The sequence below is a fragment of the Pseudoalteromonas xiamenensis genome (genome assembly GCF_030994125.1).
Taxonomy (GTDB): domain Bacteria; phylum Pseudomonadota; class Gammaproteobacteria; order Enterobacterales; family Alteromonadaceae; genus Pseudoalteromonas; species Pseudoalteromonas xiamenensis_B.
This window is the reverse complement of record NZ_CP099917.1, coordinates 2,829,284-2,852,836: the sequence shown is the minus strand read 5'-3', so window position 1 is coordinate 2,852,836 and position 23,553 is coordinate 2,829,284. Positions and strand designations below refer to the sequence as shown.

19 protein-coding genes and 2 pseudogenes are annotated in these 23,553 nt (G+C 43.0%); 15 read left to right on the top strand and 6 right to left on the bottom strand.

The window, feature by feature from the left end:
• Positions 1-279: 279 nt before the first annotated feature.
• The 5 genes from NI389_RS13210 (at position 280) to NI389_RS13190 (ending at position 4,946) form a co-directional block, all read left to right on the top strand.
• Entirely contained in the window at positions 280-1,302 is a 1,023-nt protein-coding gene (locus NI389_RS13210; RefSeq protein WP_308360333.1) for a hypothetical protein, read from the top strand.
• Positions 1,303-1,492: 190 nt separating this feature from the next.
• Entirely contained in the window at positions 1,493-2,146 is a 654-nt protein-coding gene (rluA, locus tag NI389_RS13205; RefSeq protein ID WP_308360332.1) for a bifunctional tRNA pseudouridine(32) synthase/23S rRNA pseudouridine(746) synthase RluA, read from the top strand.
• A gap of 204 nt (positions 2,147-2,350) precedes the next feature.
• Positions 2,351-3,241: an ABC transporter ATP-binding protein gene (locus NI389_RS13200; RefSeq protein WP_308360331.1), complete on the top strand. Its 891-nt coding sequence runs from the start codon at positions 2,351-2,353 to the stop codon at positions 3,239-3,241.
• Positions 3,238-3,981, top strand: coding sequence for an ABC transporter permease (locus tag NI389_RS13195; protein WP_308360330.1), 744 nt, complete (start codon positions 3,238-3,240; stop codon positions 3,979-3,981). Before NI389_RS13200 ends, NI389_RS13195 begins: the two co-directional genes overlap by 4 nt.
• 59 nt (positions 3,982-4,040) lie before the next feature.
• Positions 4,041-4,946, top strand: a complete 906-nt coding sequence (locus tag NI389_RS13190; RefSeq protein ID WP_308360329.1) for a DUF3530 family protein — start codon at positions 4,041-4,043, stop codon at positions 4,944-4,946.
• Here the strand turns inward: NI389_RS13190 and djlA are convergent.
• From djlA to NI389_RS13175, 3 genes and pseudogenes are all read right to left on the bottom strand, one after another.
• Positions 4,943-5,814: pseudogene (djlA, locus tag NI389_RS13185) on the bottom strand (co-chaperone DjlA). The gene NI389_RS13190 and the pseudogene djlA sit on opposite strands and share 4 nt — an antisense overlap.
• Position 5,815: 1 nt before the next feature.
• Positions 5,816-6,481 carry an N-acetylmuramate alpha-1-phosphate uridylyltransferase MurU gene (murU, locus tag NI389_RS13180; protein ID WP_308360328.1) on the bottom strand — a complete coding sequence of 222 codons (666 nt, stop codon included), beginning with the start codon at positions 6,479-6,481 and terminating at the stop codon, positions 5,816-5,818.
• The gene (locus NI389_RS13175; RefSeq protein ID WP_308360327.1) at positions 6,481-7,479 is read right to left on the bottom strand and encodes an aminoglycoside phosphotransferase family protein; all 999 of its coding nucleotides are present in this window, start codon (positions 7,477-7,479) and stop codon (positions 6,481-6,483) included. Before NI389_RS13175 ends, murU begins: the two co-directional genes overlap by 1 nt.
• Before the next feature lie 100 nt (positions 7,480-7,579).
• On the opposite strand from NI389_RS13175, the gene lptD reads away from it, so the two are divergent.
• The 7 genes and pseudogenes from lptD to NI389_RS13140 all read left to right on the top strand — a co-directional run bounded on the left by lptD (position 7,580) and on the right by NI389_RS13140 (position 16,287).
• Complete coding sequence (lptD, locus tag NI389_RS13170) at positions 7,580-9,874, top strand: LPS assembly protein LptD (RefSeq protein ID WP_308360326.1); 2,295 nt, start codon at positions 7,580-7,582, stop codon at positions 9,872-9,874.
• A 12-nt stretch (positions 9,875-9,886) separates the two neighbouring features.
• The gene (gene surA / locus NI389_RS13165) at positions 9,887-11,182 is read left to right on the top strand and encodes a peptidylprolyl isomerase SurA (protein WP_308360325.1); all 1,296 of its coding nucleotides are present in this window, start codon (positions 9,887-9,889) and stop codon (positions 11,180-11,182) included.
• Positions 11,182-12,174 (top strand): 4-hydroxythreonine-4-phosphate dehydrogenase PdxA, encoded by a 993-nt coding sequence (pdxA, locus tag NI389_RS13160; protein ID WP_308360324.1) that lies wholly within the window; start codon positions 11,182-11,184, stop codon positions 12,172-12,174. The genes surA and pdxA overlap by 1 nt, the downstream gene beginning before the upstream one ends.
• Entirely contained in the window at positions 12,171-12,977 is an 807-nt protein-coding gene (gene rsmA / locus NI389_RS13155; RefSeq protein ID WP_308360323.1) for a 16S rRNA (adenine(1518)-N(6)/adenine(1519)-N(6))-dimethyltransferase RsmA, read from the top strand. Before pdxA ends, rsmA begins: the two co-directional genes overlap by 4 nt.
• Positions 12,961-13,350: a Co2+/Mg2+ efflux protein ApaG gene (gene apaG, locus NI389_RS13150; RefSeq protein WP_308360322.1), complete on the top strand. Its 390-nt coding sequence runs from the start codon at positions 12,961-12,963 to the stop codon at positions 13,348-13,350. The genes rsmA and apaG overlap by 17 nt, the downstream gene beginning before the upstream one ends.
• A 3-nt stretch (positions 13,351-13,353) precedes the next feature.
• Positions 13,354-14,162: pseudogene (locus tag NI389_RS13145) on the top strand (symmetrical bis(5'-nucleosyl)-tetraphosphatase).
• A 103-nt stretch (positions 14,163-14,265) separates the two neighbouring features.
• Positions 14,266-16,287 (top strand): methyl-accepting chemotaxis protein, encoded by a 2,022-nt coding sequence (locus NI389_RS13140; protein ID WP_308360321.1) that lies wholly within the window; start codon positions 14,266-14,268, stop codon positions 16,285-16,287.
• Between the two features lie 102 nt (positions 16,288-16,389).
• Here NI389_RS13140 and tkt read toward each other — a convergent pair whose 3' ends face one another.
• Positions 16,390-18,381, bottom strand: coding sequence for a transketolase (gene tkt / locus NI389_RS13135; protein ID WP_308360320.1), 1,992 nt, complete (start codon positions 18,379-18,381; stop codon positions 16,390-16,392).
• A 277-nt stretch (positions 18,382-18,658) separates the two neighbouring features.
• On the opposite strand from tkt, the gene metK reads away from it, so the two are divergent.
• A complete protein-coding gene (gene metK, locus NI389_RS13130) occupies positions 18,659-19,846 on the top strand; it encodes a methionine adenosyltransferase (RefSeq protein WP_308360319.1) in 1,188 nt (395 codons plus the stop codon).
• A gap of 63 nt (positions 19,847-19,909) precedes the next feature.
• Here metK and NI389_RS13125 read toward each other — a convergent pair whose 3' ends face one another.
• Positions 19,910-20,431 carry a hypothetical protein gene (locus NI389_RS13125; protein WP_308360318.1) on the bottom strand — a complete coding sequence of 174 codons (522 nt, stop codon included), beginning with the start codon at positions 20,429-20,431 and terminating at the stop codon, positions 19,910-19,912.
• Between the two features lie 370 nt (positions 20,432-20,801).
• On the opposite strand from NI389_RS13125, the gene NI389_RS13120 reads away from it, so the two are divergent.
• On the top strand, positions 20,802-21,851 hold the full coding sequence (locus NI389_RS13120; RefSeq protein WP_308360317.1) for a hypothetical protein: 1,050 nt from the start codon (positions 20,802-20,804) through the stop codon (positions 21,849-21,851).
• Positions 21,852-21,929: 78 nt separating this feature from the next.
• Positions 21,930-22,580 (top strand): hypothetical protein, encoded by a 651-nt coding sequence (locus NI389_RS13115; RefSeq protein WP_308360316.1) that lies wholly within the window; start codon positions 21,930-21,932, stop codon positions 22,578-22,580.
• 17 nt (positions 22,581-22,597) lie between these two features.
• Here the strand turns inward: NI389_RS13115 and NI389_RS13110 are convergent, their stop codons facing one another.
• Positions 22,598-23,437, bottom strand: a complete 840-nt coding sequence (locus tag NI389_RS13110) for a glycosyltransferase family 8 protein (RefSeq protein ID WP_308360315.1) — start codon at positions 23,435-23,437, stop codon at positions 22,598-22,600.
• Between the last annotated feature and the right edge of the window lie 116 nt (positions 23,438-23,553).

Sequence of the window (23,553 nt, the reverse complement as noted above, 5' to 3'; positions counted from 1 at the left end):
TCTTCTGCAATTTGAGTAAATTGCAATCAATGATCGCCAAAGCCCTCTTAACGGTAATCTTTTAAATTTAACAACGTAAATTCCTTATCCGTATTCAGCTCACCAACACGTTTCACCATAAGATACCATTTCTATTGCATTGAATATTACTACCAATCATAGAGTTACAAAAATTGACATTGAGTTCATATTCGGTACTAATACGCACCTAGAAGTGCTCTAGACTTCTCAACTAAGGAATTATTGTTTTTTCCACTTCATTTTTTAAAAGGATATAAAATGAAACTACGTTCATGGTTAGCTGCTACAGCTTTTTCGATAACCTCATTTACCATTTCAGCATATGATCACTCAACAATTGATCCCGTCGCCGCTGAAAGGGTTGGATTCAATCTACAAGGTCTACAGTGGCTAACAGGCTCTAGTGCTCAAGAGGAGTCCTCTTTTCTTTGGTCGGAAAAATGGGCTGGAGTACGCTGGGCCACGGCAACTGAAGTTAAAGCACTTTTAGCAAACGCCAATTTAGATGATTTAGATCTCATATTTTTCGATACTGGCAATGATGAAGTCGTTGAGATACATTACGGTGGATTAGGTAGGGTGAAAGCAAGTGGGTATAATTGCCTTTCAAATGAAGTACTCGCAACGTTTGAGACAGTATGTAAGACAACTAAAGAATTCAACTTTTCACTCACGCATGCAACCGAATACCGTTTTGGCAACCCCGATTGGACTAGAAAAACATTAAATCTATTAGTAAAAATTCCAAACTATACGCCGCCAAAATCAGCGAATGAGTGGGATGGATTATTAAGCGTATCAGCCTCTGATGGACCTCAACTCGATTTAAGTGGTTTAACATGGATGCGTTTCCCGATGCACCAAGGCATGTCATCCCTTGATATTCGTCAAGCACTGCAACCCGGTGGAAGTCTAAGTGACTGGCGCTTTGCGACAAAAGAAGAAATGATAGCATTATTTCGCTCGGACAAAACTGGTGAAGTCAATCGAGTTTTCTTAGGTAGTATAGGCAATAACATTTCTCAAATGAAAATGGCCTACCATGGATTCAACGTCAGTAAATCAGATTGCTCTCCGCTATCTATGGAAAAGACTCCTTTAGGAGAAGATCAGGTATGTACTGTATCTGTTCCTTCTTTTTCTGCAACTTCTACTTACGATGAAGACCGCAGTTATAGTATGTACAGTATCCCACAAACTCAATCTTTTATCTTTTTACCTGAAGACGCTATGAAGAGTTATAGTTCTGTTTACCTAATGCCAATGCTAGTAAAAGAATAAAATATAAGAGTAAAGAAAGACCTGTCTTTCTTTACTCCTCCTTCTCTCGAAATGTCAGACGCTCTTACTCTTTTATAACAATCAAGATAAATCATTCGCCCCTTTCCCTGTTATTTGCGTCTTGGTCCGTGCTTTTATTCTAATCAACTTGCCATTACAATAACGCTCGCTGAATTTCAGGAGAAGCACTGTGTTACTGCACTATCACCCACCATTGGATCCTTACTTATCTTTCTTATACCAAGATGACGACATCTTGATCATTGATAAGCCCAATGGACTTCTGACGGTGCCGGGGAAAGATCCTGCACACTCGGATAGTGCGATTACGCGCGTAAACCGCGTTTTTCCATCCGCAAGAATTGTTCACCGCTTAGATATGGCAACCTCTGGGATTTTATGTATTGCAATGAACAAGGCCGCACATCGTGATTTAAGCATACAATTCCAAGACCGGAAAACAGCCAAACGATACGTTGCTCGAGTGCTTGGCCACATTAAAGATGAACAAGGTTCTGTCGAAGAACCGTTGATTTGCGATTGGCCAAATCGACCGAAGCAAAAGATTTGTTATGAAACCGGTAAGCCTTCGCTGACTCATTGGCAAGTCATTAAGCGCGAAGAAAGCGCCACCCGAGTCGCTCTGACTCCGATTACAGGTCGGTCACACCAACTTCGCGTGCACATGCAATCGATTGGGCACCCTATTTTGGGCGATAAATTTTATGCAACGCCCGAAGGATTAGCGATGGCTCCAAGGCTTCAACTTCATGCTGAAATGTTGCAAATCACCCACCCTGTTACCAAGGAACTTTTGACCTTTACGTGTTGTGCTCCATTTTAATCCTTGGTGACCGTGCCTTGATGTTGCGTGTGTTGTGCTCTATTTGTCGTAAAGTACTTCAGCTAAGCACTTTCACCCCAACCTAATAAATTTTAGACATATGACAGTTGTCATCTTCAATTGGTGACAACTGACACTCATTTTTTCTCCTCTTTTCGACGACACTTTGCTCACTTACTCTTTTGGTACATAAGGAAGCATGTAATGAGCAACCCCATAATTCAGGTTCAAGACCTTTGTTTTAGTCGAGGAAATAAGCCAATACTAAGCCATTTACATCTATCTGTGACACGTGGTGAATGTATCGCCATACTCGGCCCTAATGGCGCGGGGAAATCAACATTTATCGACTTGTTACTCGGACGTCTCACTGCAAGTTCTGGCAACATTCAGATACTTGATGAAGCTCCCTCTCATCGAAAAAACAAAGACAAGCTGGGTGTCATGCTACAAACCGCGACCTTACCAGGTAACACTCTGGTGAAGGAATTTATCCAACTTTTCCGTTCTTATTACCAGAATCCAATTAGTCACGCTCAAGCATTGCAATACAGCGGATTACAAGACGCCCAAAACCAACGTTTTAGTGAGCTTTCTGGAGGCCAAAAACAGCGCTTACTCTTTACCTTAGCTGTACTTGGTAATCCTGAACTCATTTTTCTCGACGAACCCAGCCTCGCTATGGATGCGTTAATGCGACGAGAAATGTGGTCACTGATACATGCGCTGAAACAAGCAGGTAAAACCATTATTCTCACTACGCATTATTTGGAAGAAGCCGATGCTCTCGCTGATAAACTCGTGATTTTAAAACAAGGACAATTTATCGCAACAGGCAGCCCCAAAGAACTTAAACACCAAAACCATAGCGTAGCGGTACAATTCACAACCTCTACGCCAGCCAACATTGTTGCCAGTATTCTCGACAAGGCCAATTTCACGATTCACGAACATCAGGTTCAATTCCAACACAAATCTCCTGAGCTCATTCTGAAAAAACTGTTTTTAGCGGGTATCGATATCCAGTCTTTGCAAGTCACCCAAAAATCACTCGAAGAAACCTTTTTGCAATTAACTGAGGAGCACGCAGCATGAACATTACTCATTCCAACTCATTGATGCCTTTTTGGCTCGAAGCAAAATTTGACTTCTTAAGCGTGTTACGTGCACCAGGGTTTGTGCTTCCCTCGTTGTTGTTTCCCTGCGTCTTTTATATTTTCTTCGGGATTTTGTTCAATCATGGTAACGCGAGCAGTTACCTAATGGTAAACTACTGTGTATTTGGCATTATGGGCCCTGCACTGTTTAACTTTGGTGTCAACGTAGCTCAAGATAAAGAGAACGGCTGTCTTGCACTCAAAAAATTGTCGCCCATGCCATCGATAGCTTATGTATTGGCAAAAAGCTCAACGGCACTTTGTTTTTCAGCCGTCATAACGCTACTGCTATTTACCTTAGGCTTGGCATTTGCAGAGGTATCTTTGTCGCTTTCGCAGTGGTTTCAGTTATTCTTCGTCGCGCTTTTAGGCACTTTCCCCTTCTGTTTGCTTGGATTGTTTCTCGGTCTATCCGTCCCCTCTAAAGGTGCTCCGGCAACAGTAAATCTTGTCTACTTGCCAATGAGTTTGTGCTCAGGACTATGGATGCCAATCAATTTGTTTCCAGAGCTTCTTCAACAATTTGCGTGGATATTGCCGAGTTATCATTTATCTCAATTAGGACTTGACGTAATCGACGCAAGTCAGGGTTATCCACCCAGTTGGCACATTGGCTATCTCATTGTTTTTAGCGTGCTCTTTATTTTTATGACATCTAAACAAATGCAAAAACAATAGTAAACTTTTACTCAGTTCGGCCGATACCAAATCAAGTTTGAATATCGGCCGAGGTAAACATGCACCGAAAAGTCTCCAAAATAGTTGCTCCCAAATATCAACCCAGTTTTGGCGTGATTTTAGGATTGATGATGACTTTATTACTCGCGGCAAGTTTACCTAGTTGGGCCGAGGCCCCAGCACACATTATGCCGGTGCCTTGGACTGAACAGCTCGAGCAGGATATTTCGTCAAAAATGCCTGCGGAAGAACGAAAATCATATACCACCGAGGAAGATGAAACCTTTTCTGTTCTTTACCTCCCGTACATGGCAGCCGTTAAAAGGGGGATTGTCATTTTACTTCCAGATTGGCGACAAAGTCCGACATCAATGAGTGGTTTTAGTTACTTGCGTAATGCGTTAACTGACGACGGATTTGATACCTACGCGGTTGTGGTACCAGAAATAAATTGGCAAGCTGATTTAGCAAAGCTCGATGACGCCGACGCTGACACCTCTGAGCAGGATAAACCTGTCGATTTGATTTCAGAAGCGGTCATTGATGACTACAAAAAACGTCTCTTTGCACGCTTTAGTAAAGTATATGAAAACTTAGCAATGCGCTCAGATGAACAACTCATTGTTATTGCACAAGGCACAAGTGCAGGGGTGTTGGCGGAATATTTTGCTAAAATGCCCTCTCTACGTGTCAACGCGTTCGTTTCTGTCAGTGCAATGATCCCAAATTCGGGTCGGAATAAGCATCTTCCAGCAACATTATCTTTGGTAGGCCCTGCGTTGCTTGATGTGTTTTATTCTACGGACACGCCGCTTGTGACACAAACAGTTCAAGACCGAAATCGCTGGGCTCGTCGCAATGCAAAATACGACTATCGTCAAAGAGAGCTATTTGGTCTGTCGTATGAGCCAAGCCAACATGAGCGACTAAGAAAAGAGCTTGATGGCTTTTTAAGGCAGCTCTAACCGCCTTTTTTTAGGTATTCGTAAGCTGCTTGGATTTCTTGACTCTTCTTCTTCGCCAATTCCATCATGTGTGGCGGTAAACCTTGTGAGACCAGTTTGTCCGGATGGTGTTGAGACATCAATTTACGGTACGCCTTTTTGATTTCTTTTTCGTTTGCCGTGCTTTCAAGACCTAAAACCGCTAGTGCACTGGTTCGAGAAACGGCTTGGGTATGTTCAGACGAATATGAGCGCGAATGTGACTGCTGATGACGTTGCTGGTTCGATTGTTGTTGTCTTCTCGCCTGTTCCGATTGACGCTGTTGACGAAACTGAAACTCGGCCTGATAGCGCTTGATGATAAACAAATAATGAGTTTGTGAGATACCTAAGTGCTTACTTACTTGTTGTAGTAACACTTGCTCTTGCTCTGCCAAATGCCCATCGCTATAAGCCATCTGAATTTGAATTTCGAGAAACAACTGCAATAAATCGAATCGACGACCAAACGCTTCGCGAACATCTCGAACCGACTCTTTTAATGAGAAATCAGCATCTTTCCCAGCAGTGAAGGCGCGCTGCGCTTCTTTACGGTCTTCTCCAAATAACTTCATTTCGTCCATAAACGCTGTTGCAGCTTGGATATGCACTTCACTGACGCGGCCGTTAGATTTCGCGATGTGTCCCATCACGGCAAAACAACTTGAGAAAAAAGTGCCTGACGTTCATGTAAATCTTCGCCTTTTGAAAACCCCTGAAAACCACCAACTTTATCAAAGTCTTGTTTGAGGCTTTTGTCGAACATATGGCCAAGATAAAATCCAAGTGCGGCGCCAATAAAGCGACCAAACATAAAACCAAAACACGTGCCTAATAGTTTTCCCCACATGCTACTGCCCCATTTCTTCATTAATTTTTGCCAAGCGCTCCGGCGTACCGACATCTTCCCATCGCCCTAAATACAATTCGGTTGAAATTACCCCCTGTGTAAATTGCGCTCTTAAAATAGGACCTAGAGGAACAAACCCAGGTTCAACGTTTTTAAAAAAATCAACGTGGTAACGGGCTATCCCTGAAAAAGTGTATTTACTTTGATTGAATGGCTGATTGGCAAGCGGAAAATCACCTTCAGGGTGATGCGATGGATTCTCAACCAGAACAAGGTGCGCCTCTCCTACCATCAGCTCCAATTGAGTCATTGCGTGTAGGTCATAATCAGTAAAAATGTCACCATTCAACACAATGAAGCTGTTAGAGGCATTCGCGAGTAACGGCAAGGCATGCAAAATACCGCCAGCGGTTTCGAGTCCTTCCGCCGGCTCTTGACTGTAAGTGATGGAAACGCCGAATGCGGAACCATCTCCAAAATGCGTCTGGATTTTATCGCCTTGCCAAGCAAGATTAATCACGATGTCTGTCAAACCCGCATTTTTACATCGCTCAATGTGATACTGTAAAAGTGGGAACCCCGCTACCTGCAACATCGGTTTTGGCATGGTTTCAGTGAGCGGCATCATCCGCTTCCCGCGCCCTGCGGCCAGGATCATTGCCTTCATCAAATTTCATCCAAGGTGTTTACCATTGCCGGAATTATGTCATGCTCAAGCCAAGATTCAAGCCACTGGCTGTGCTGGAATTTTTTAGAAATATCGAGAATGTATTGGAGTGTAGGAATGACATTTGCCAGATAACCTGCTTTGCCGTCGCGTAAATAAAGACGGCAGAAAATTCCTGCTGCTTTCAGATGCCGTTGCATTCCTGTGATGTCGAATGCGCGTGAAAATGCATCAAAGGTTAAGGTACCAGCCACGTTTGCTTTGTGCAGTGTTTCAAACCCGTAATTGAGTAAGGTGTCGAGTTCATCTTCAGATAGCTTCACATAACAATCTCTAAGGAGCGAGACTAGGTCATAGCAAAGAGGGCCTTGCACAGCATCTTGGTAGTCGATAATAGCCCATTCATTATCAATGCTCATGACATTACGACTGTGATAATCGCGATGCATTGTCACTTTAGGTTGCGTTTTAAACTCTTGTACTATCCAATTAACAAGTTCATTCCAAACGGTTTGTTGATCTACTGACATTTCAATACCCAGCATTTTTTCCACTAACCACTCCTTAAAAATGCCCATTTCCATTGCAACAAAATCATCGTTGTATGGTCTCATAGCGGGATGGTTTGGGATTGATGCAATCAATGGCAATAAATCAATCAGTGCTTTGTAGTGTGTAATACGATTCGGCTCGTTCAATCTGTTTGCCAAATGGACATTGCCTAAATCTTCTAAAAGTACGTACCCGAGTGATTGGTCTTTCGCTACAATGTTTGGAACACGTAATCCGGACAACTGAAATGCCTGATTCAATTCAATAAAGGGGGTTGGATCAACAAGCAAGGGGTTACTAACCATTAAAACGTATTGGCTTGATGGCGTTGAAACTCGCCAATATTGTCGAAAACTGGCGTCACCAGTAATAGGCTCACAATCAAAATCGTCAAGCGCAGCATGATGTAATAAAAAATGGTGTATTGTGAAATCTAAGTCTGTCATGGTTATTCACGTTTTTGATTGTGGTTGTTACTGTATTTAACCCCAAATTCATTTATCATGTGGGGCTTTAGTTAATACGCATGGATATAGAAGGTTCGCGATGCAAAAAGTTTGGAGTATGTTGATTTTAAGTTCTGCCTCGGTTGTGGCAAGCACAGCCGCTTATGCCCAAACGCAGAATCAAACAACAACACCAATCACATCTTCCCTTCCTGAAATAAAACTCTGCCAAGCCAAAACGCACTCTGTGTGGCAACCTCTACCTAATCTATTGCCTAATGCCATCGACATTCAAGCGGACGACGTTGAATTACAAGGCACCCAAAGCGCTGAGTTTAATGGTAATGTTGACATAAACACCAGTAAAATGACATTGCAAGCCTATTCTGCATTGATTGATAAGCAGCAAGGTTTACTGCATGCGTCTGGTCCATTGGAATATCAAGATAAATTTACCCAAGTGTACAGTGCTGGACTTTTCGCTAACCTGAACGAAAACGCCATCCAGCTGCTTGGCGCAGATTATCAATTAAGCAACCAAATGGGTCACGGTGGTGCTGAAAAGCTGTCAATCAATGAAAATGGCCTATCTCTAGAAAATTCAACGTTTACGACATGTCCAGGCGAAACCCCCTTTTGGCAAATCGAAGCGGACAGCATCGAACTTTCAGCGGACAATGGCTGGGGTGAAACGAAAAACACCGTGTTGAAAATCATGGATGTACCAGTGGTGTACATTCCATACTTCACGTTTCCTATTGATGACCGAAGAAAATCAGGGCTATTACCGCCAACAATTTCCCCCTCAAGCAAGTACGGTCTTGAGCTTGTTGCCCCGTTTTACTGGAACATTGCCCCAAATTACGATGCAACCATCACGCCGCGATATATGTCTAACAAAGGTCTGCAGTTAATTAGCGAATTTCGCTACCTTACAGAACAGCACCAGGGCCTTCTCGCTTTTGAATATTTGGGCAACGATAAGTCTGAAGATAATTTAGACGAGCGCTACTTGGTGCACTTCCGTCAATCAAGCGACCTAGACCCGAAATGGCGTGCCAGTTTCGATATGACGAACATCAGTGATGACAACTATCTCACGGATCTGGAAAGTAATTACGCCAACACAACCGACACACAATTACAACGTACCGCGCTGTTGAGCTATTTAGGTGATGATTGGCGGGTCAACCTTAAGCTACAAAATTTTGAAGTGCTTGGTGATCATAAAGAAGCCTATGCGGCTATTCCTCAGCTGAGCTTTACGCGAAAGGTCAATGTAGCACAAGGATTACAGTGGGATTTGAGCGGTGAATTTGCGCATTTCCAAAACGATTCCCTAGTGATTGATTCGGCTTCTCGTGTTCATCTTGAACCGAAACTAGCCTATCGAATAGACGATTATGCTTGGACCTTCCTCGCTGAGACGAGCTTATTGCATACCTACTATGAACAAAATGGCGACCTAGCTGGTACACAATACGAAGAAGAGGTTACGCGCACCGTGCCAAAAGTGCGTCTTTATTCAAAGCTCAATTTCGAACGTGATACCAATCTGTTTGTCGAAAATGGCACTCAAACGTTGGAGCCGCAACTGCAGTACCTTTACACGCCAAAGCGTGACCAATCAAACATTGGGCTTTACGATACCACGCGTCTGCAAGATGACTTTTTTGGTTTATTTCGCGATAAACGCTTCTCAAGCGTTGACCGTATTGCCGAAGCAAATCAGTTTACGCTCGGTGCGACAACTCGCGTATTCAACACGAAAAATGATGAAGTGTTTAACTTCAGCTTTGGTCAGATTTTCTACCTCAACGAATCAGTGAAACCAAGTCAGTTAAGCTACTCTGATACACTCGATGAAACAAACTATAACGCCTTGCTCGCTGCAGAAACCATGTGGCACTGGCATCGCCGATGGTATTTAGGTGCTGGGGTACAATACGATACCGATGGACAAAGTGTGGTGCAATCACACGTTACGCTGGATTATAAAGGTGACAGTAATCAGCTTGTTCAATTGAACCATCGCTATGTAAATGATGTCTCAGGCTATACCATCGACCAAGTTGGCGTCTTTGCGAGTATGCCCATTAGTGATTCTTGGCAAGTCGTCGCAAGTTATCATCGTGATTTAGAAGCGCGACGTAGCATTGAAAGTTTCTTTGGATTGCAATACGAATCGTGTTGTTTTGCGATACAAATTACTGGTCGACGTCAAATTGAGACTGACTTAAACAGTTCAATTGGCCAAGAGGATGCCATATTTAATTCAAGCATCGGCTTTAATTTTGTCTTGAAAGGACTTGGCAGCAACACGCGAAGTGATGTACAAAACCTCTTAAAACGCGGTATCTTTGCTTATAGAAGACCCTATTTCTTAAATAATTAGAATCAGAAGTTTATGAATTTAAAAAAGATAATTTTAGGTGTTTGCCTAAGTTTAAGCGTAAGCCAAGCGGCAATCGCACAACGAGTTGAACTCGATAGAGTAGTGGCAACCGTAAACAACGGCGTAATATTGAAAAGCGAAGTAGATGTTCTTGTTGCTCGAGTTAAGAAAAACGCAGAAGAACAAGGCACAGAGCTGCCTTCAGAAGAAACATTACGCGTTCAGGCTATCGACCGTTTAGTTGATAAAGAAATAATGATGCAGTTGGCAGGTCGCATGGGGCTTGAAATTTCTGATGCTCAGCTTGATCAAACGCTCACCAATATTGCTCAAGAGCAAGGTGGTACGCTTGCTGATCTGCGTAAGACCATTGAATCAACTGGTGAAAGCTATGCGTCTTACCGCGAAGACATCCGACGCGAAATTACGACAGGCCAAGTTATGCGTGCAAACGTAGACCGTCGCATTTACGTGAGCCCACAAGAAATTGATAACCTTATCAAAATCATGGAAACGCAAGGTGGTAACAACGAAGAATATGACATCGGCCACATTTTGATTAAAGTACCAGCAAAAGCAACTGCCGACGAAATTCAAGCTGAGCGAGACCGTGCGGATAACGTGTTAAAATTACTAAACAAAGGCGAAGATTTCCGCCGTATAGCTATCGCCTCATCGAGCGGTGCTAAAGCGCTTGACGGTGGTCAATTAGGTTGGATGGGCATCAATGATATGCCAACGCTGTTTGCAGAAGCAGTGAAAGGCAAAAAGAAAGGTGAAGTAATTGGCCCGCTTCGCTCCGGTGCAGGCTTCCACATCATTAAAATTCAAGACATTCGTGGTCAACAACTAGTCGAAACCACTGAAGTACGTTCACGTCATATCTTGATCAAGCCGTCGATTATCTTGAGCGAAGAAAAAGCCAAGACGATGTTAGAAGGTTTTTTAAAAGATTTACGTGAAGGTAAGGCTGATTTTGCAGAGCTTGCGAAGAAACATTCTGAAGACCCGGGTTCTGCGCTTAAAGGCGGCGAATACGATTGGACTGACCCGAATACCTATGTTCCAGCTTTCCGCGATACATTGGCGTCACTTGAAAAAGGGCAAATTTCAGAGCCGTTCAGAACAACTTATGGCTGGCACATTGTTCAACTTCTAGATAGGCGTACTGCAGACAAAACAGAAATCGCTAAACGCAACCGCGCACACGGCATTCTGTTTAACCGTAAGTTTAAAGAAGAGAGCTTTAAGTGGCAAAATGAAATGCGCGAACAAGCGCACGTTGAAGTTTTACCGGCAGATAAATAATGACGTTACGGATTGCGATTACACCAGGGGAACCTGCGGGTATCGGACCTGATTTAGTAGTTAAATTAGCGCAAAAAGCGTGGCCAGCTCAGCTGGTCACGGTAGCTGACAGTCAACTACTCATCGACCGTGCTAAGATGCTTGGACTTGCGCTTAACGTCATCCCCTTTGACCCAACAAAACCTGCAGAACCGACACCTGCGGGATCAATATATTGCCTTCAAGTTGATTTAGGCGCAGAGGTAGAAGCTGGAAAACTCAATGAAAGTAATGGTCAGTATGTTTTAGACACACTTCGCATTGCCTCTGAGAAAAACATGGATGATACCTTTGCCGCAGTCGTTACCGGTCCTGTACACAAAGGCATAATCAATCGATCTGGTATCTCGTTCAGCGGGCACACTGAATACTTTGCTCAACAATCGAATACGTCTCATGTCGTGATGATGTTGGCAACTGAAGGTCTACGTGTGGCTTTAGTCACCACGCACATTCCTCTCGAATATGTTTCGCGCGCGATTACCGCAGAACGCCTAAGCAAAGTCGCTCGTATTCTTCATAACGATTTGAGAACAAAGTTTGGCATTGAAAACCCACGGATTCTTGTTTGCGGACTCAACCCACACGCGGGTGAAGATGGTCATTTAGGCCGCGAAGAAATTGACACAATCCGTCCAGCACTTGAGTTGCTCAATCAAGAAGGGATGAATTTCATCGGTCCACTGCCTGCGGACACGCTTTTCCAAGCGAAATATTTAGATAATGCGGACGCGGTACTCGCAATGTATCACGATCAGGGATTACCTGTGTTAAAATATAAGGGATTTGGAAATTCCGTAAATATTACGCTCGGGCTACCTTTTATCCGTACCTCTGTTGATCACGGCACTGCATTGGATTTAGCAGGAACAGGTGACGTTGAAGTAGGTAGTTTTGATTTAGCTATCCGTGAAGCAATTAAACTTGCTACAGAGAAAACACAAAATTCATGAACGATAATGTACACTTAGGTCACCGCGCTCGTAAGCGTTTTGGCCAAAACTTTCTAAACGATGACATGATCATCGACAAAATTGTGACTGCCATAGACCCAAAACCTGGCGATAATCTCGTTGAAATCGGTCCAGGTCTTGGTGCCATCACAGAGCCGGTTGCAGAGTTATCGGGTCATCTTACTGTTGTTGAATTGGATAAGGATCTAGCTGAGCGTTTGATCCATCATCCTTTTTTAGGTCCTAAATTGACCGTCAATCAAGGCGACGCGATGAAGTTTGATTTTTCATCGCTTATTAAAGACGACAAAAAACTAAAAATATTTGGTAACCTACCCTACAACGTTTCAACTCCTCTGCTATTTCATTTGTTTGAATTCGTGGATAATGTCGAACATATGCACTTCATGCTACAAAAAGAAGTGGTTAACCGTATGGTGGCAAGTCCTGGTAGCAAAGCGTTTGGTCGTTTAAGCGTTATGACGCAATACTATTGCCACGCAATGCCTGTTATTGAAGTCCCACCAACGTGCTTTAAACCAGCACCTAAAGTGGACTCTGCTGTAGTACGTTTGATCCCGAAAGATCCAAGTGCAAGAACGGCGAAAAGTACAAAATTGCTCAACACGGTGTGTTTGGAAGCGTTCAATCAACGCCGTAAAACACTACGAAACAGCTTATCTAACCTACTCACTGAAGCAGAACTGGCAGAACTAGGTGTCGATGCAACACTCCGTGCAGAAAACATATCTTTAACTCAGTTCATCGCAATTGCTAACTATCTCCATGACAGACAACCGTAATTTAAATTCACCGATAAAGGTTTCTGTCGAAACCTTTTACGTTGAAGCTCAATCTGAGCCTGAACAAGACAAATATGTCTTTGCGTACACGATTACCATCAAAAACCATAGTTTGTGTAATGCAACACTAGAAAGCCGTTATTGGCTAATCACCGATGCAAATGGCAAAGAATCGGAAGTTGAAGGCGAAGGTGTGGTTGGTGAAACCCCAACTATTCGCCCGGGTGAAAGCTACAAATATACAAGTGGCGCCGTACTCGACACACCAGTAGGTACAATGCAAGGCTACTATGTGATGCGCAACGAATTTGGTCATCAATTCCAAGCGCCTATCACGGTCTTTCGTTTAAGCACGCCGAACATTTTGCACTAATCAATGGCAAATTACGTTGTCGGTGACTTACAGGGTTGTTTTGAACCTTTACAGACGTTGTTGGACATCGTCGACTTCAATCCAAGCCAAGACCACTTATATTGTGTCGGCGACATTGTTGCAAGAGGCCCAGACTCGCTGGCGTGTCTTACTTTTTAGAAAAACACGCAGCCAGTGTCTCTATCACACTTGGCAATCATGATTTGCATTTACTTGCTTGCCAAGCACTCGGAAAAGCACCAAACCCGAAAGATAAGTTAGCAACACTGTTTGCATATCCCGAGAAAGAAAATCTGCTGTGTTTTTTATCCTCACAGCCGCTTGCTCTTTATCATCATGCATCAGACACGTTGATAAGCCATGCTGGCATTTACCCAACTTGGACAAAAGAACAAGCACTCGCCTTTTCGCGAGAAGCGTCAAGGTGTTACCAAGGCAACGACGCTAAAAATTTTTTTAAAGCGATGTATGGTGAAGCATCTGTAAAGGACGTCGTTTCAAGTGACGAGTTTATTCGATTTAGAGCAATCGTTAACGTCTTCACTCGAATGCGTTTTTTAGAACCAAATGGCGAACTCAACCTGTCAAACAAAGAAGGTGTAGACAGTGATGGGTCCTTGATCCCTTGGTTTAAGCACCCCGCGCTCAAAACGCCACCTTGCAACCTCGTCTTTGGACATTGGGCTGCTTTAGAAGGAAAAACGGAACGTTCTAATATTATAGCATTAGATACCGGTTACGTTTGGGGAGGTGCCATGACATTACTGAATTTAGACACACAAGAATTTATAAAAGTAGATGCAAACATTTAACCTATTTAACTGAAATTATTGCTGACATCTGCTATAAAAGACTTAACTTATCCTACATAATTCCGATAAGTATTCAATTCGATTAGTAAATTTGGAATATTCTATGAATCTAACCGTCAGCCAGCGTATTTGGGGTGGGTTTATCTTCATCACGTTGCTATTACTTATGATTGGGGGTAACTCCTTGATGAGAATAGCAAATATTGACAGCTCCACTCAGTTAGTTAATACCCTGTCTCTACCAGCTTTGGATAAAAGTTCAGAGTTGCAGGTAGAATTCTCATTGATGAGTAAAGTGGCGCAAGGTAGCTTTTACGCCAAATCAGAAGATAAACTTTCAACGTTAAAGGGTGCTTTTGCAAAACGTAAAGAAACGTTTGATAGCACTTATCAAGAGTTAAAGACGGTTGTAAGCCATAACAATAATGCGAAGTTAACAAAAAGCGCGAATGAAGTTGGTGAAACCTATCAGGCATTTTTAAAGTCTGTTGATAATCTAATGAAAGATAAAGCGCTTGAATTGTCGCTTAAAAAGTCTACTCGTACACAACTTGAGGCGCTTGAAACGGCGGCTGAAGATGCAAACACGGTCGTACTCGATATTATCGATTTAGATGGCTTTGCTGACATGGATAAACGTGCGGCTCAAGCGGCTAATAACATGGAAACTAATTTCACTTCATTGGTTTCTAAAAGCACAGATATATTGACGGTTGATAATTTAAATACGCTTGAAATCGTAAAACGCGAGCAAGCTTATTTCATCACTGAGCTTGAAAAAAGCATGGCGTTACTCACACCTATCGTCCAAAAACTGGATGCTGATATGTTGAATGACCTCAACAACTATTTTGCTGCTGTACAGAAGAACGTTTCAGGATCAAATGGTTTAGTTGAGAATCAACGTCGCCTAATCAATGCGATTGAGATGACGCAAAAAGAGTTAGAAGACGCAGAAAAAGCAACAAACGCAGCGTTAACCCAGCTAGATGAGCTGTTGCTTGAAGCCAGTGAAGTCGCTTTCAAATTACAAAAAGGCGTTCGAGAAGACGTCGATTCGGCAAATTTATGGACGTGGATGGGCATGATCATCGCGACACTGATCGCTATCGGTGTAGCCTATGCAACGATCAGCAAAATTACCACTCCACTTGCTGAAGTTAACCGCATTCTGGACATTGTTGCTCGTGGCGACATGACACAACGACTCGATGATAAAGCAAAGGACGAATTTGGTGAGCTTGCTCGCTCATGTAATAGCTTAATCGATAATCTGCGTGAGCTAATCACGGGTATTGTATCTCGCTCGACGCAGCTTGCTGCCGCTTCAGAAGAAACATCTGCGATTACGACAGAGTCAAGTCAAGCGATTCGCAACCAGCAAGCACAAGTTGAGCAAGCTGCGACTGCAACAACTGAAATGAGTAGCACCTCGCATGGTGTAAGCAACAGTGCACACCAAGCGCTCTTAGAAATTAAAAACGCAGATAAAGAAGCTGAGCGTGTAAAAGGTATCTCTAACGAGAATAAACACACGATTGAGCAACTTGCTCGCGAAGTCGATGAAGCCTCTCGCGTTATCAATAAACTCCACCAAGACAGCGCATCCATTGGTAGCATTTTGGATGTAATTCGTGGTATTGCGGAGCAAACTAACCTTCTTGCACTTAATGCTGCGATTGAAGCGGCTCGTGCAGGTGAACAAGGTAGAGGCTTTGCGGTTGTAGCGGATGAAGTACGTTCGCTTGCAAGTAAAACGCAAGAGTCAACGCAAGAAATTCAAACGATGATTGAGTCACTGCAAAGTGGTGCTCAGGAAGCGGTACATGCAATGTCGAAAGGCAAACATCAAGCAGAGTCGTGTGTTGAGCAAAGTGATTTAGCTGCACAAGCACTTAATTCAATTACTCAAGCCGTTTCTCAAGCTCACGATGTGAGTGAAGAAATTGCAACTGCGGCGCAAGAGCAACAACAAGTGGCACAAGAAATCAGTGAACGCTTAGAGTCAATTGTTGCTATTGCGGAACAGACGGCGGAAGGTGCTAACCAAACGTCCATATCGAGTTCTGAAGTAGCAAAACTCGCTGAAGAACTTCGTTTATCGGTTTCACAATTTAAAGTATAAGTGGCTTAGTCCACTTCACTTTCGTCACGAATGGTGATGTTATTGTACTAATCGAAAAAAACCCGCTCATTGAGCGGGTTTTTTATACCTGGGTTAATGAGATTAGAATAACGCTTCTGCTTTTTCTACCACATTTTCAACCGTAAATCCGAACAGCTTGAATAGCTCACCTGCAGGTGCAGACTCACCAAAGGTCGTCATGCCTACAATCGCGCCATTTAAGCCGACGTATTTGTACCAGAAGTCACTAATACCCGCTTCAATAGCTACACGACGGGTAATTGAACGCGGCAATACGCTTTCTTGGTATTCAGCCGACTGTGCGTCAAATGCATCCGTAGAAGGCATTGAAACCACACGAACGTTCTTACCTTTGCCACGTAACACTTCAGCTGCATCAACCGCAAGCTGGACTTCAGAACCAGTTGCAATAAGGATGATTTCAGGTGAGCCATCACAGCTTAGTACGTAACCTCCGCGCTTAATCGCTGCAACTTGTTCATCCGTGCGAGCCTGTTGCTCAAGATTTTGGCGAGAGAAAATAAGTGATGTAGGACCATCTTTACGCTCAATCGCCTGTTGCCACGCAACCGCTGACTCAACTTGGTCACATGGACGCCAATTAATAAGATTTGGCGTCATACGCATACTTGCGATTTGCTCTACAGGTTGGTGCGTTGGACCATCTTCACCTAATCCGATTGAATCGTGCGTGTAAACGAAAATGCTCGGTTGTTTCATTAAAGCAGCCATACGAACTGCATTACGCGCATACTCCATGAACATTAGGAATGTAGCACCGTATGGGATAAAACCTTTATGAAGTGCAATACCATTCATGATCGCCGACATACCAAATTCACGTACACCGTAGAACACGTAGTTGCCTGACGCATCACCAGCAGTAAGGCCTTTAGAGCCATCCCATAAGGTAAGGTTTGAGCCCGCCAAGTCTGCAGAACCGCCCATAAACTCTGGCAGTAATGGACCAAACGCATTTAGCGCATTTTGTGACGCTTTACGCGTTGCAGGGTTTGCAGGGTTTGCTTGCAATGACGCAATGTATGCATCCGACTTTTCTTTCCAGTCTACTGGAAGTTCATTCTTCATACGGCGTTCAAATTCAGCAGCAAGCTCTGGATACTCAAGTTGATATTGAGTAAATTTAATTAACCAATGACTTTGCGCTTGCTGTCCGCGTGACGTTGCATCCCATTTTGCATACACGTCTTCTGGAATTTCAAATGCCGGGTGTTTCCAACCTAAGAACTCACGTGCTGCTGCAATTTCTTCATCGCCAAGCGGTGCACCGTGACAATCGTGACTGCCTGACTTATTTGGCGAGCCGTAGCCAATCACTGTTTTACAACAGATTAGTGTAGGTCTCTCCGTTTCTGCACGAGCCGCTTCGATAGCTGCTTTAATAGCATCACTGTCATGCCCATCAACACCACCGATAACATGCCAACCGTAAGACTCAAAACGCTTTACTGTGTCATCGGTAAACCAACCTTCCACGTGACCATCGATTGAAATGCCATTGTCATCCCAAAATGCGATAAGCTTACCAAGACCTAGTGTTCCCGCGAGTGAACACGCTTCGTGAGAGATACCTTCCATCAAACAGCCATCACCTAAAAATGCATAAGTGTGGTGATCAACAATGTTATATTCGCCGCGGTTAAATTGGGCTGCAAGCGCTTTTTCAGCGATAGCCATACCAACAGCATTAGTGATGCCTTGACCTAGAGGACCTGTCGTAGTTTCAATCCCTGGCGCATAACCATACTCTGGGTGACCTGGTGTTTTTGAGTGAAGTTGACGAAAATTCTTCAAGTCATCAATCGACAAATCGTAACCTGCAAGGTGTAGCAAAGAATAAATCAGCATTGATCCATGGCCATTTGACAGCACAAAGCGGTCACGGTCATACCAATCAGGGTTATTTGGATTGTGCTTTAGATAATCGCGCCAAAGGACTTCGGCGATATCCGCCATGCCCATAGGGGCGCCTGGGTGACCTGATTTAGCTTTTTGTACTGCGTCCATCGACAAAACGCGGATCGCATTCGCGAGTTCTTTGCGAGATGGCATGAATTCTCCTAGATTAATAGTTCTGCGCGGGTAAATTGAACCCCATTTTTACTTATTGGAGCCAGTCCTGCAACGCTTAATAATAAGAAAAAATAGGAACAAGCTTGAATTTTGTAACCAGTTTTAGTTACTTGAAAAAAATTAATGCAACACGGACGTCTAGGCGTAAAAAAACTAGGCAACCGCAATGCTTTTCGATAAAATGACGCCCTTAATTTTCGTTGGTGCGCTGTTAACGTAGTTTGTGAGCGCAAAAATAATTGTGAGCTTAAATACAATGGCAAGACATTTATTCACTTCTGAATCAGTTTCTGAGGGACATCCGGATAAAATCGCAGATCAAATTTCTGATGCGGTTTTGGATGCGATTATTGCACAAGACAAACACGCGCGCGTAGCCTGTGAAACAATGGTTAAAACTGGTGTTGCTATCATCTCAGGTGAAGTAACAACAAACGCATGGGTCGATCTTGAGTCAATTACACGTAAAGTAATCACCGACATCGGCTACACATCTTCATTCGTTGGTTTTGATGGCGATACATGCGGCATCATGAACCTAATCGGTCAACAATCACCTGAAATCGCGCAAGGCGTTGACCGTTCAAAGCCTGAAGAACAAGGTGCTGGTGACCAAGGTCTTATGTTCGGTTATGCGACAAACGAAACACCGACTCTTATGCCTGCGCCAATCTACTATTCACACCGTCTCGTAGAGCGTCAAGCTGAAGCGCGTAAGTCTGGTATTCTTCCTTGGTTACGTCCAGATGCGAAATCTCAAGTAACGTTTATCTATGAAGATGGTAAACCAGTCGCAATTGACGCCGTGGTACTTTCAACTCAACACAACCCAGACATCAAGCAAGAAGACTTAGTCAACGCAGTAATGGAAAACATTATCAAGCACACGCTTCCTGCAGAGTTGTTAACTGAAAATACGAAATATTTCATTAACCCAACTGGCCGTTTTGTTATTGGTGGTCCAGTAGGCGACTGTGGTTTGACCGGTCGTAAAATTATTGTAGATACATACGGCGGTATGGCTCGTCACGGTGGTGGTGCGTTCTCAGGTAAAGATCCATCTAAAGTTGACCGTTCTGCAGCATATGCAGGCCGTTACGTTGCTAAAAACATCGTAGCTGCAGGCCTTGCAGACAAATGTGAAATTCAAGTTTCTTACGCTATCGGTGTGGCAGAGCCAACATCAATCTCTATTGAAACATTCGGAACAGGTAAAGTGTCTGAAGATAAATTAGTAGAACTGGTACGTGAGCACTTTGATTTACGCCCATATGGTATTACGAAGATGCTTGACCTTCTTCACCCAATGTACCAAATGACTGCTGCGTACGGCCACTTTGGTCGCGAACCGTTTGAAATGACGGTGGGCAATGATACGTTCACTGCATTCAGCTGGGAAAAAACAGACAAAGCGGATGCGTTACGCGCAGCTGCTGGCCTGTAATAACCAAATGAATAAAAAAAGGCTGGTCATGAACCGGCCTTTTTTATTGAACAGTACAGTTGCTTATTGAACTAATCTATAGGCGACCCAATCCCAGCCAGTGTCATCATCAGTCCCTTTCATCATATTTGGTAGAATATCGGTTACACGATAGTTCCAACCACAGTCGGTACGATTCAAACCTTCCGATTTAGATGTACAAAATGATAATTCGCCATTTTCTGTCATCATTAACTCTGTAATTTTGAAAAAATAGCGACCATTAACGGTAATCACACCACCATTTTGAGTAAAATCAATAAACTTCAATCCTTTATCGTTCGCATACTCTAAACGCCAACGCGTACCCGGTAAGGTATCTAACGTTGCTTTCGCATCATTATTGCGTAGTTTGTACTTAACACTGCCATCTGAAGTGACCCACACTAAGTCTTTACGATTATCAGCATTAATATCAACGATATGAAGCGTTTTAACATCTTCATTGACGAGCAGGCTTTGCGTTTCGCCATATTCGTTAGCAACGTCTGCAAAAGTAAGATTTGTCATTCCTAATGCGCAAAGCGCAAGAAGTGTTTTTTTCATTTTTATTCCCTAAAAAAATGTTAGCGCACCTAAAATCGCGCCAAGACATTTAACAATAAAAACACATAAATTGCGAATACTTGGGGGAATTTAAGTACAAAAATTTAAAGACCCAAATAAACTGCATAGGTTATCCCTATAAAACAATAAATTAAAACTGTAAGACTGTGTAACTAGAATGAAACTAAATCATTAACTATATTAACAAAGAAATTACTCACATTTGCTCAATAACGGCGAGTCACAGCTGACCTAGAATTCTTTTAGTCATTCAGCCAATGTAGAAAAAAGAAATAAAAACACCTTAAACCCTTGATTAATAAAATAAATAACTTAAACATCTAAATTCACCGCAGAAAAAGGAATGATTATGGCAACATCTGACCAAACGGTACCGCTGAAGCCAGCAGTAAAAAATCCAAACAACATCGAAGCAAAAAAATATTATATCTTTAATGAAACGGGCAACATCATGATGGCTAGTACCATTGATGCCAACACCCCGCTTTCGGAGTCAGTACAAAAAGTATTTGCCGAAGTGTCCGTATTTTTCGCTGGTATGTCACGAGCGATCACAACGACGAAAAACCCCGCGACGAATAAACCTTACTCGTTGTACAACTACGAAGCTCTGCAAAATATTATCAGTGGTTCCGGCCTTTTCGTACACGTCACTGAAGAAGATGTAAAATACGAAACCAAGAGCTTTGGCGCTGACTTCAGCAAAGAACTGATTGAATCCTTATTAGGCCTTGCAACGGGTGCAGGTGAAATGAGCTTCGCGTCAGCCATGGTCTCTTCGATAGGTAAAGAAGGTTTGAACATCTCTGGGTCTTCAAGCCAAACCAATAGCAAAGTCGGTAATATTGTATTTGTTTGCGAATATTTAATGGGTATGCCAATTGTCAGCGCAATCGTTGTGTACGCCGATTGTCAGCAAAATAAGCAGCAATTAAAACTAGGTCCTTGCTTTAGCGAATCCTCTATGTCGACATCTTGGACACTTCACAAAGACACGTACATGTTTGTAACCCCCTCCTTTATTCGCTCGTACGCGGGTGACCTCGATTCAATTAACTCGGATCCGGATTATTTGCAATTGATCAATTGGCTAAGTGGCTTACTCACACAAACTCCAACTATTAATGATATTGTTGATGCCAAAACGTTTGTCGCAATTCCATCAGGAACCGCTCTCGCGACAGGCACGACTTATCGAATTCAAGGTCAGTTCTTACCTGTAGAAGCTGGCAAAGTGAAATTCGCTGAAGGAGATGGCGTAATCACTGCTGCAAACTGGGGCACAGACGCCATCGATTTTACCGTGTCTGGCACGCAAACTGCGGCATCGACGCTTCAGGTGCTCGACAAATCGGGCAACGTGGTCGCAGAATCTGCCGAAACGTATACGATAGGTTAATCGCTATTCTTCAAACATGCGCCCTACTAAGGGCGCATGTTGAATTATTCATTATCTTAAAACTTGGAGTGACCGCGTTTGACTTGGTTTCGTTCTCTTACAAAATTGTTTACGCAGTCAAAACCTGTTCAACGTAACGAACTGCCCGTTCATTATTTTTTTAATGCCACAGGACATATCTTGTTCTCCACGTGCCATACCTTGGATCAACCCGTACCACAATCCGTTGCTGACCAATTCTCACAAGTCAGCGCATTGCTAGGGGGAATGATGAAAGTGGTCACGACAACGCTTAACCCACATACAGGACAGTACTACTCCCCGTTCAACTACCACGCCTTAAATCAACTTATTGAGCGCAGCGGACGCTTTATAAAAACCTCTAATGAAATACTTACGGTCCCCAACTCAACACTCTCTTCGGCGCAATATCTAGGACTTGCCGAAGTATTACTCGGATTTACCCTACCCGATGTTCATCTTCCACCTATTCGTTCAATTGTTTCAAGTTTTGCGAATGAAGCAAAGCGAATGGCTCTAGCTGACAACCAAAACGACATACGAGCAGCACATATTCTTTTTATCTGCGAGTATATTGGCGGGATCCCTCTCGTCTCAGTACAACTTTTTTCTATTGATAATCGACTGCATAAGACTTTATTGATAGATAAAGCTAAGTCGACATCACAAGTTTGGCGAATAGAGAAAGACTCGTATTTGTTTACTTAGCTTTAAGTGTAGATATATCAGTTAGGTACAAACTGTTCACTGCATAGTCTAATTAACCAATTTGGCATTGGATATTTGGTATACACGCTCTCTAAATATCGCTCCCAAGCCAATTTCCTCAATTTCCTTATTTCTGAGTCATTAATAATACCGGAGTACATGGTTGCAAAGTCTCGTAAATATTGAACGTCGCGTCGTCGGCTATTTTTCGTATAACCTTTTCCTGCGTAATGAATAAAATCAGCTTTGTGATAACCCTGTTTGCCAAACATATCCATACGATTAAAGCGTGAAGGAAGCGCTTCATGTTCTAAATTATGTTTAAACAACAGGTAATTGAAATAAGTTTGCTCATAAAATCGAATTCGATTGCAAACCGATTGCAAGCCTTGTAGATCTGCAAAATCAAAAAGCTTACACGGCTTAGAGGCTAAAATAACCCCGACGTTATAATAAATCGGCTTCCCATTTTGCAAAGGCCAATCCACCTTTCCCAAATATGATTCTATCAATGCTCTTTCGGCACTGCGGTCTTGGCTTTCCCCTTCGTTCAGCATATAAACCACATCTGGATTTTTGAACTGCTCAAAGATGTCTGCAGCATGAGGGGAAATGAGAATATCGGCATCTAAGTAAAGTACACGGTCATATTCATTGAGTAACTCTCCTATTCTCAGCTTTTCAGCCCACGCAGGACTTGCATGATATTGAGGATTAATGACATCAATCTTATAGCTCAACGCATCAGATATGATGAGGTCTGCCCCAACTCGCTTAGCGTAATATTTAAAACTCAGTATCGCAGCCTGATACATAGGATTATCGCCAATTGCTAACGTAAAAATTGCCTTTTTCATAGACACATCAACACCAAAAGAAACCAATAAGGGTACATTTGTATCATATCAGGAACAAAATAAACAATTTATTACCGAGCAACACCCGTCAATAGAAATAAATTTAGTTTGGATTT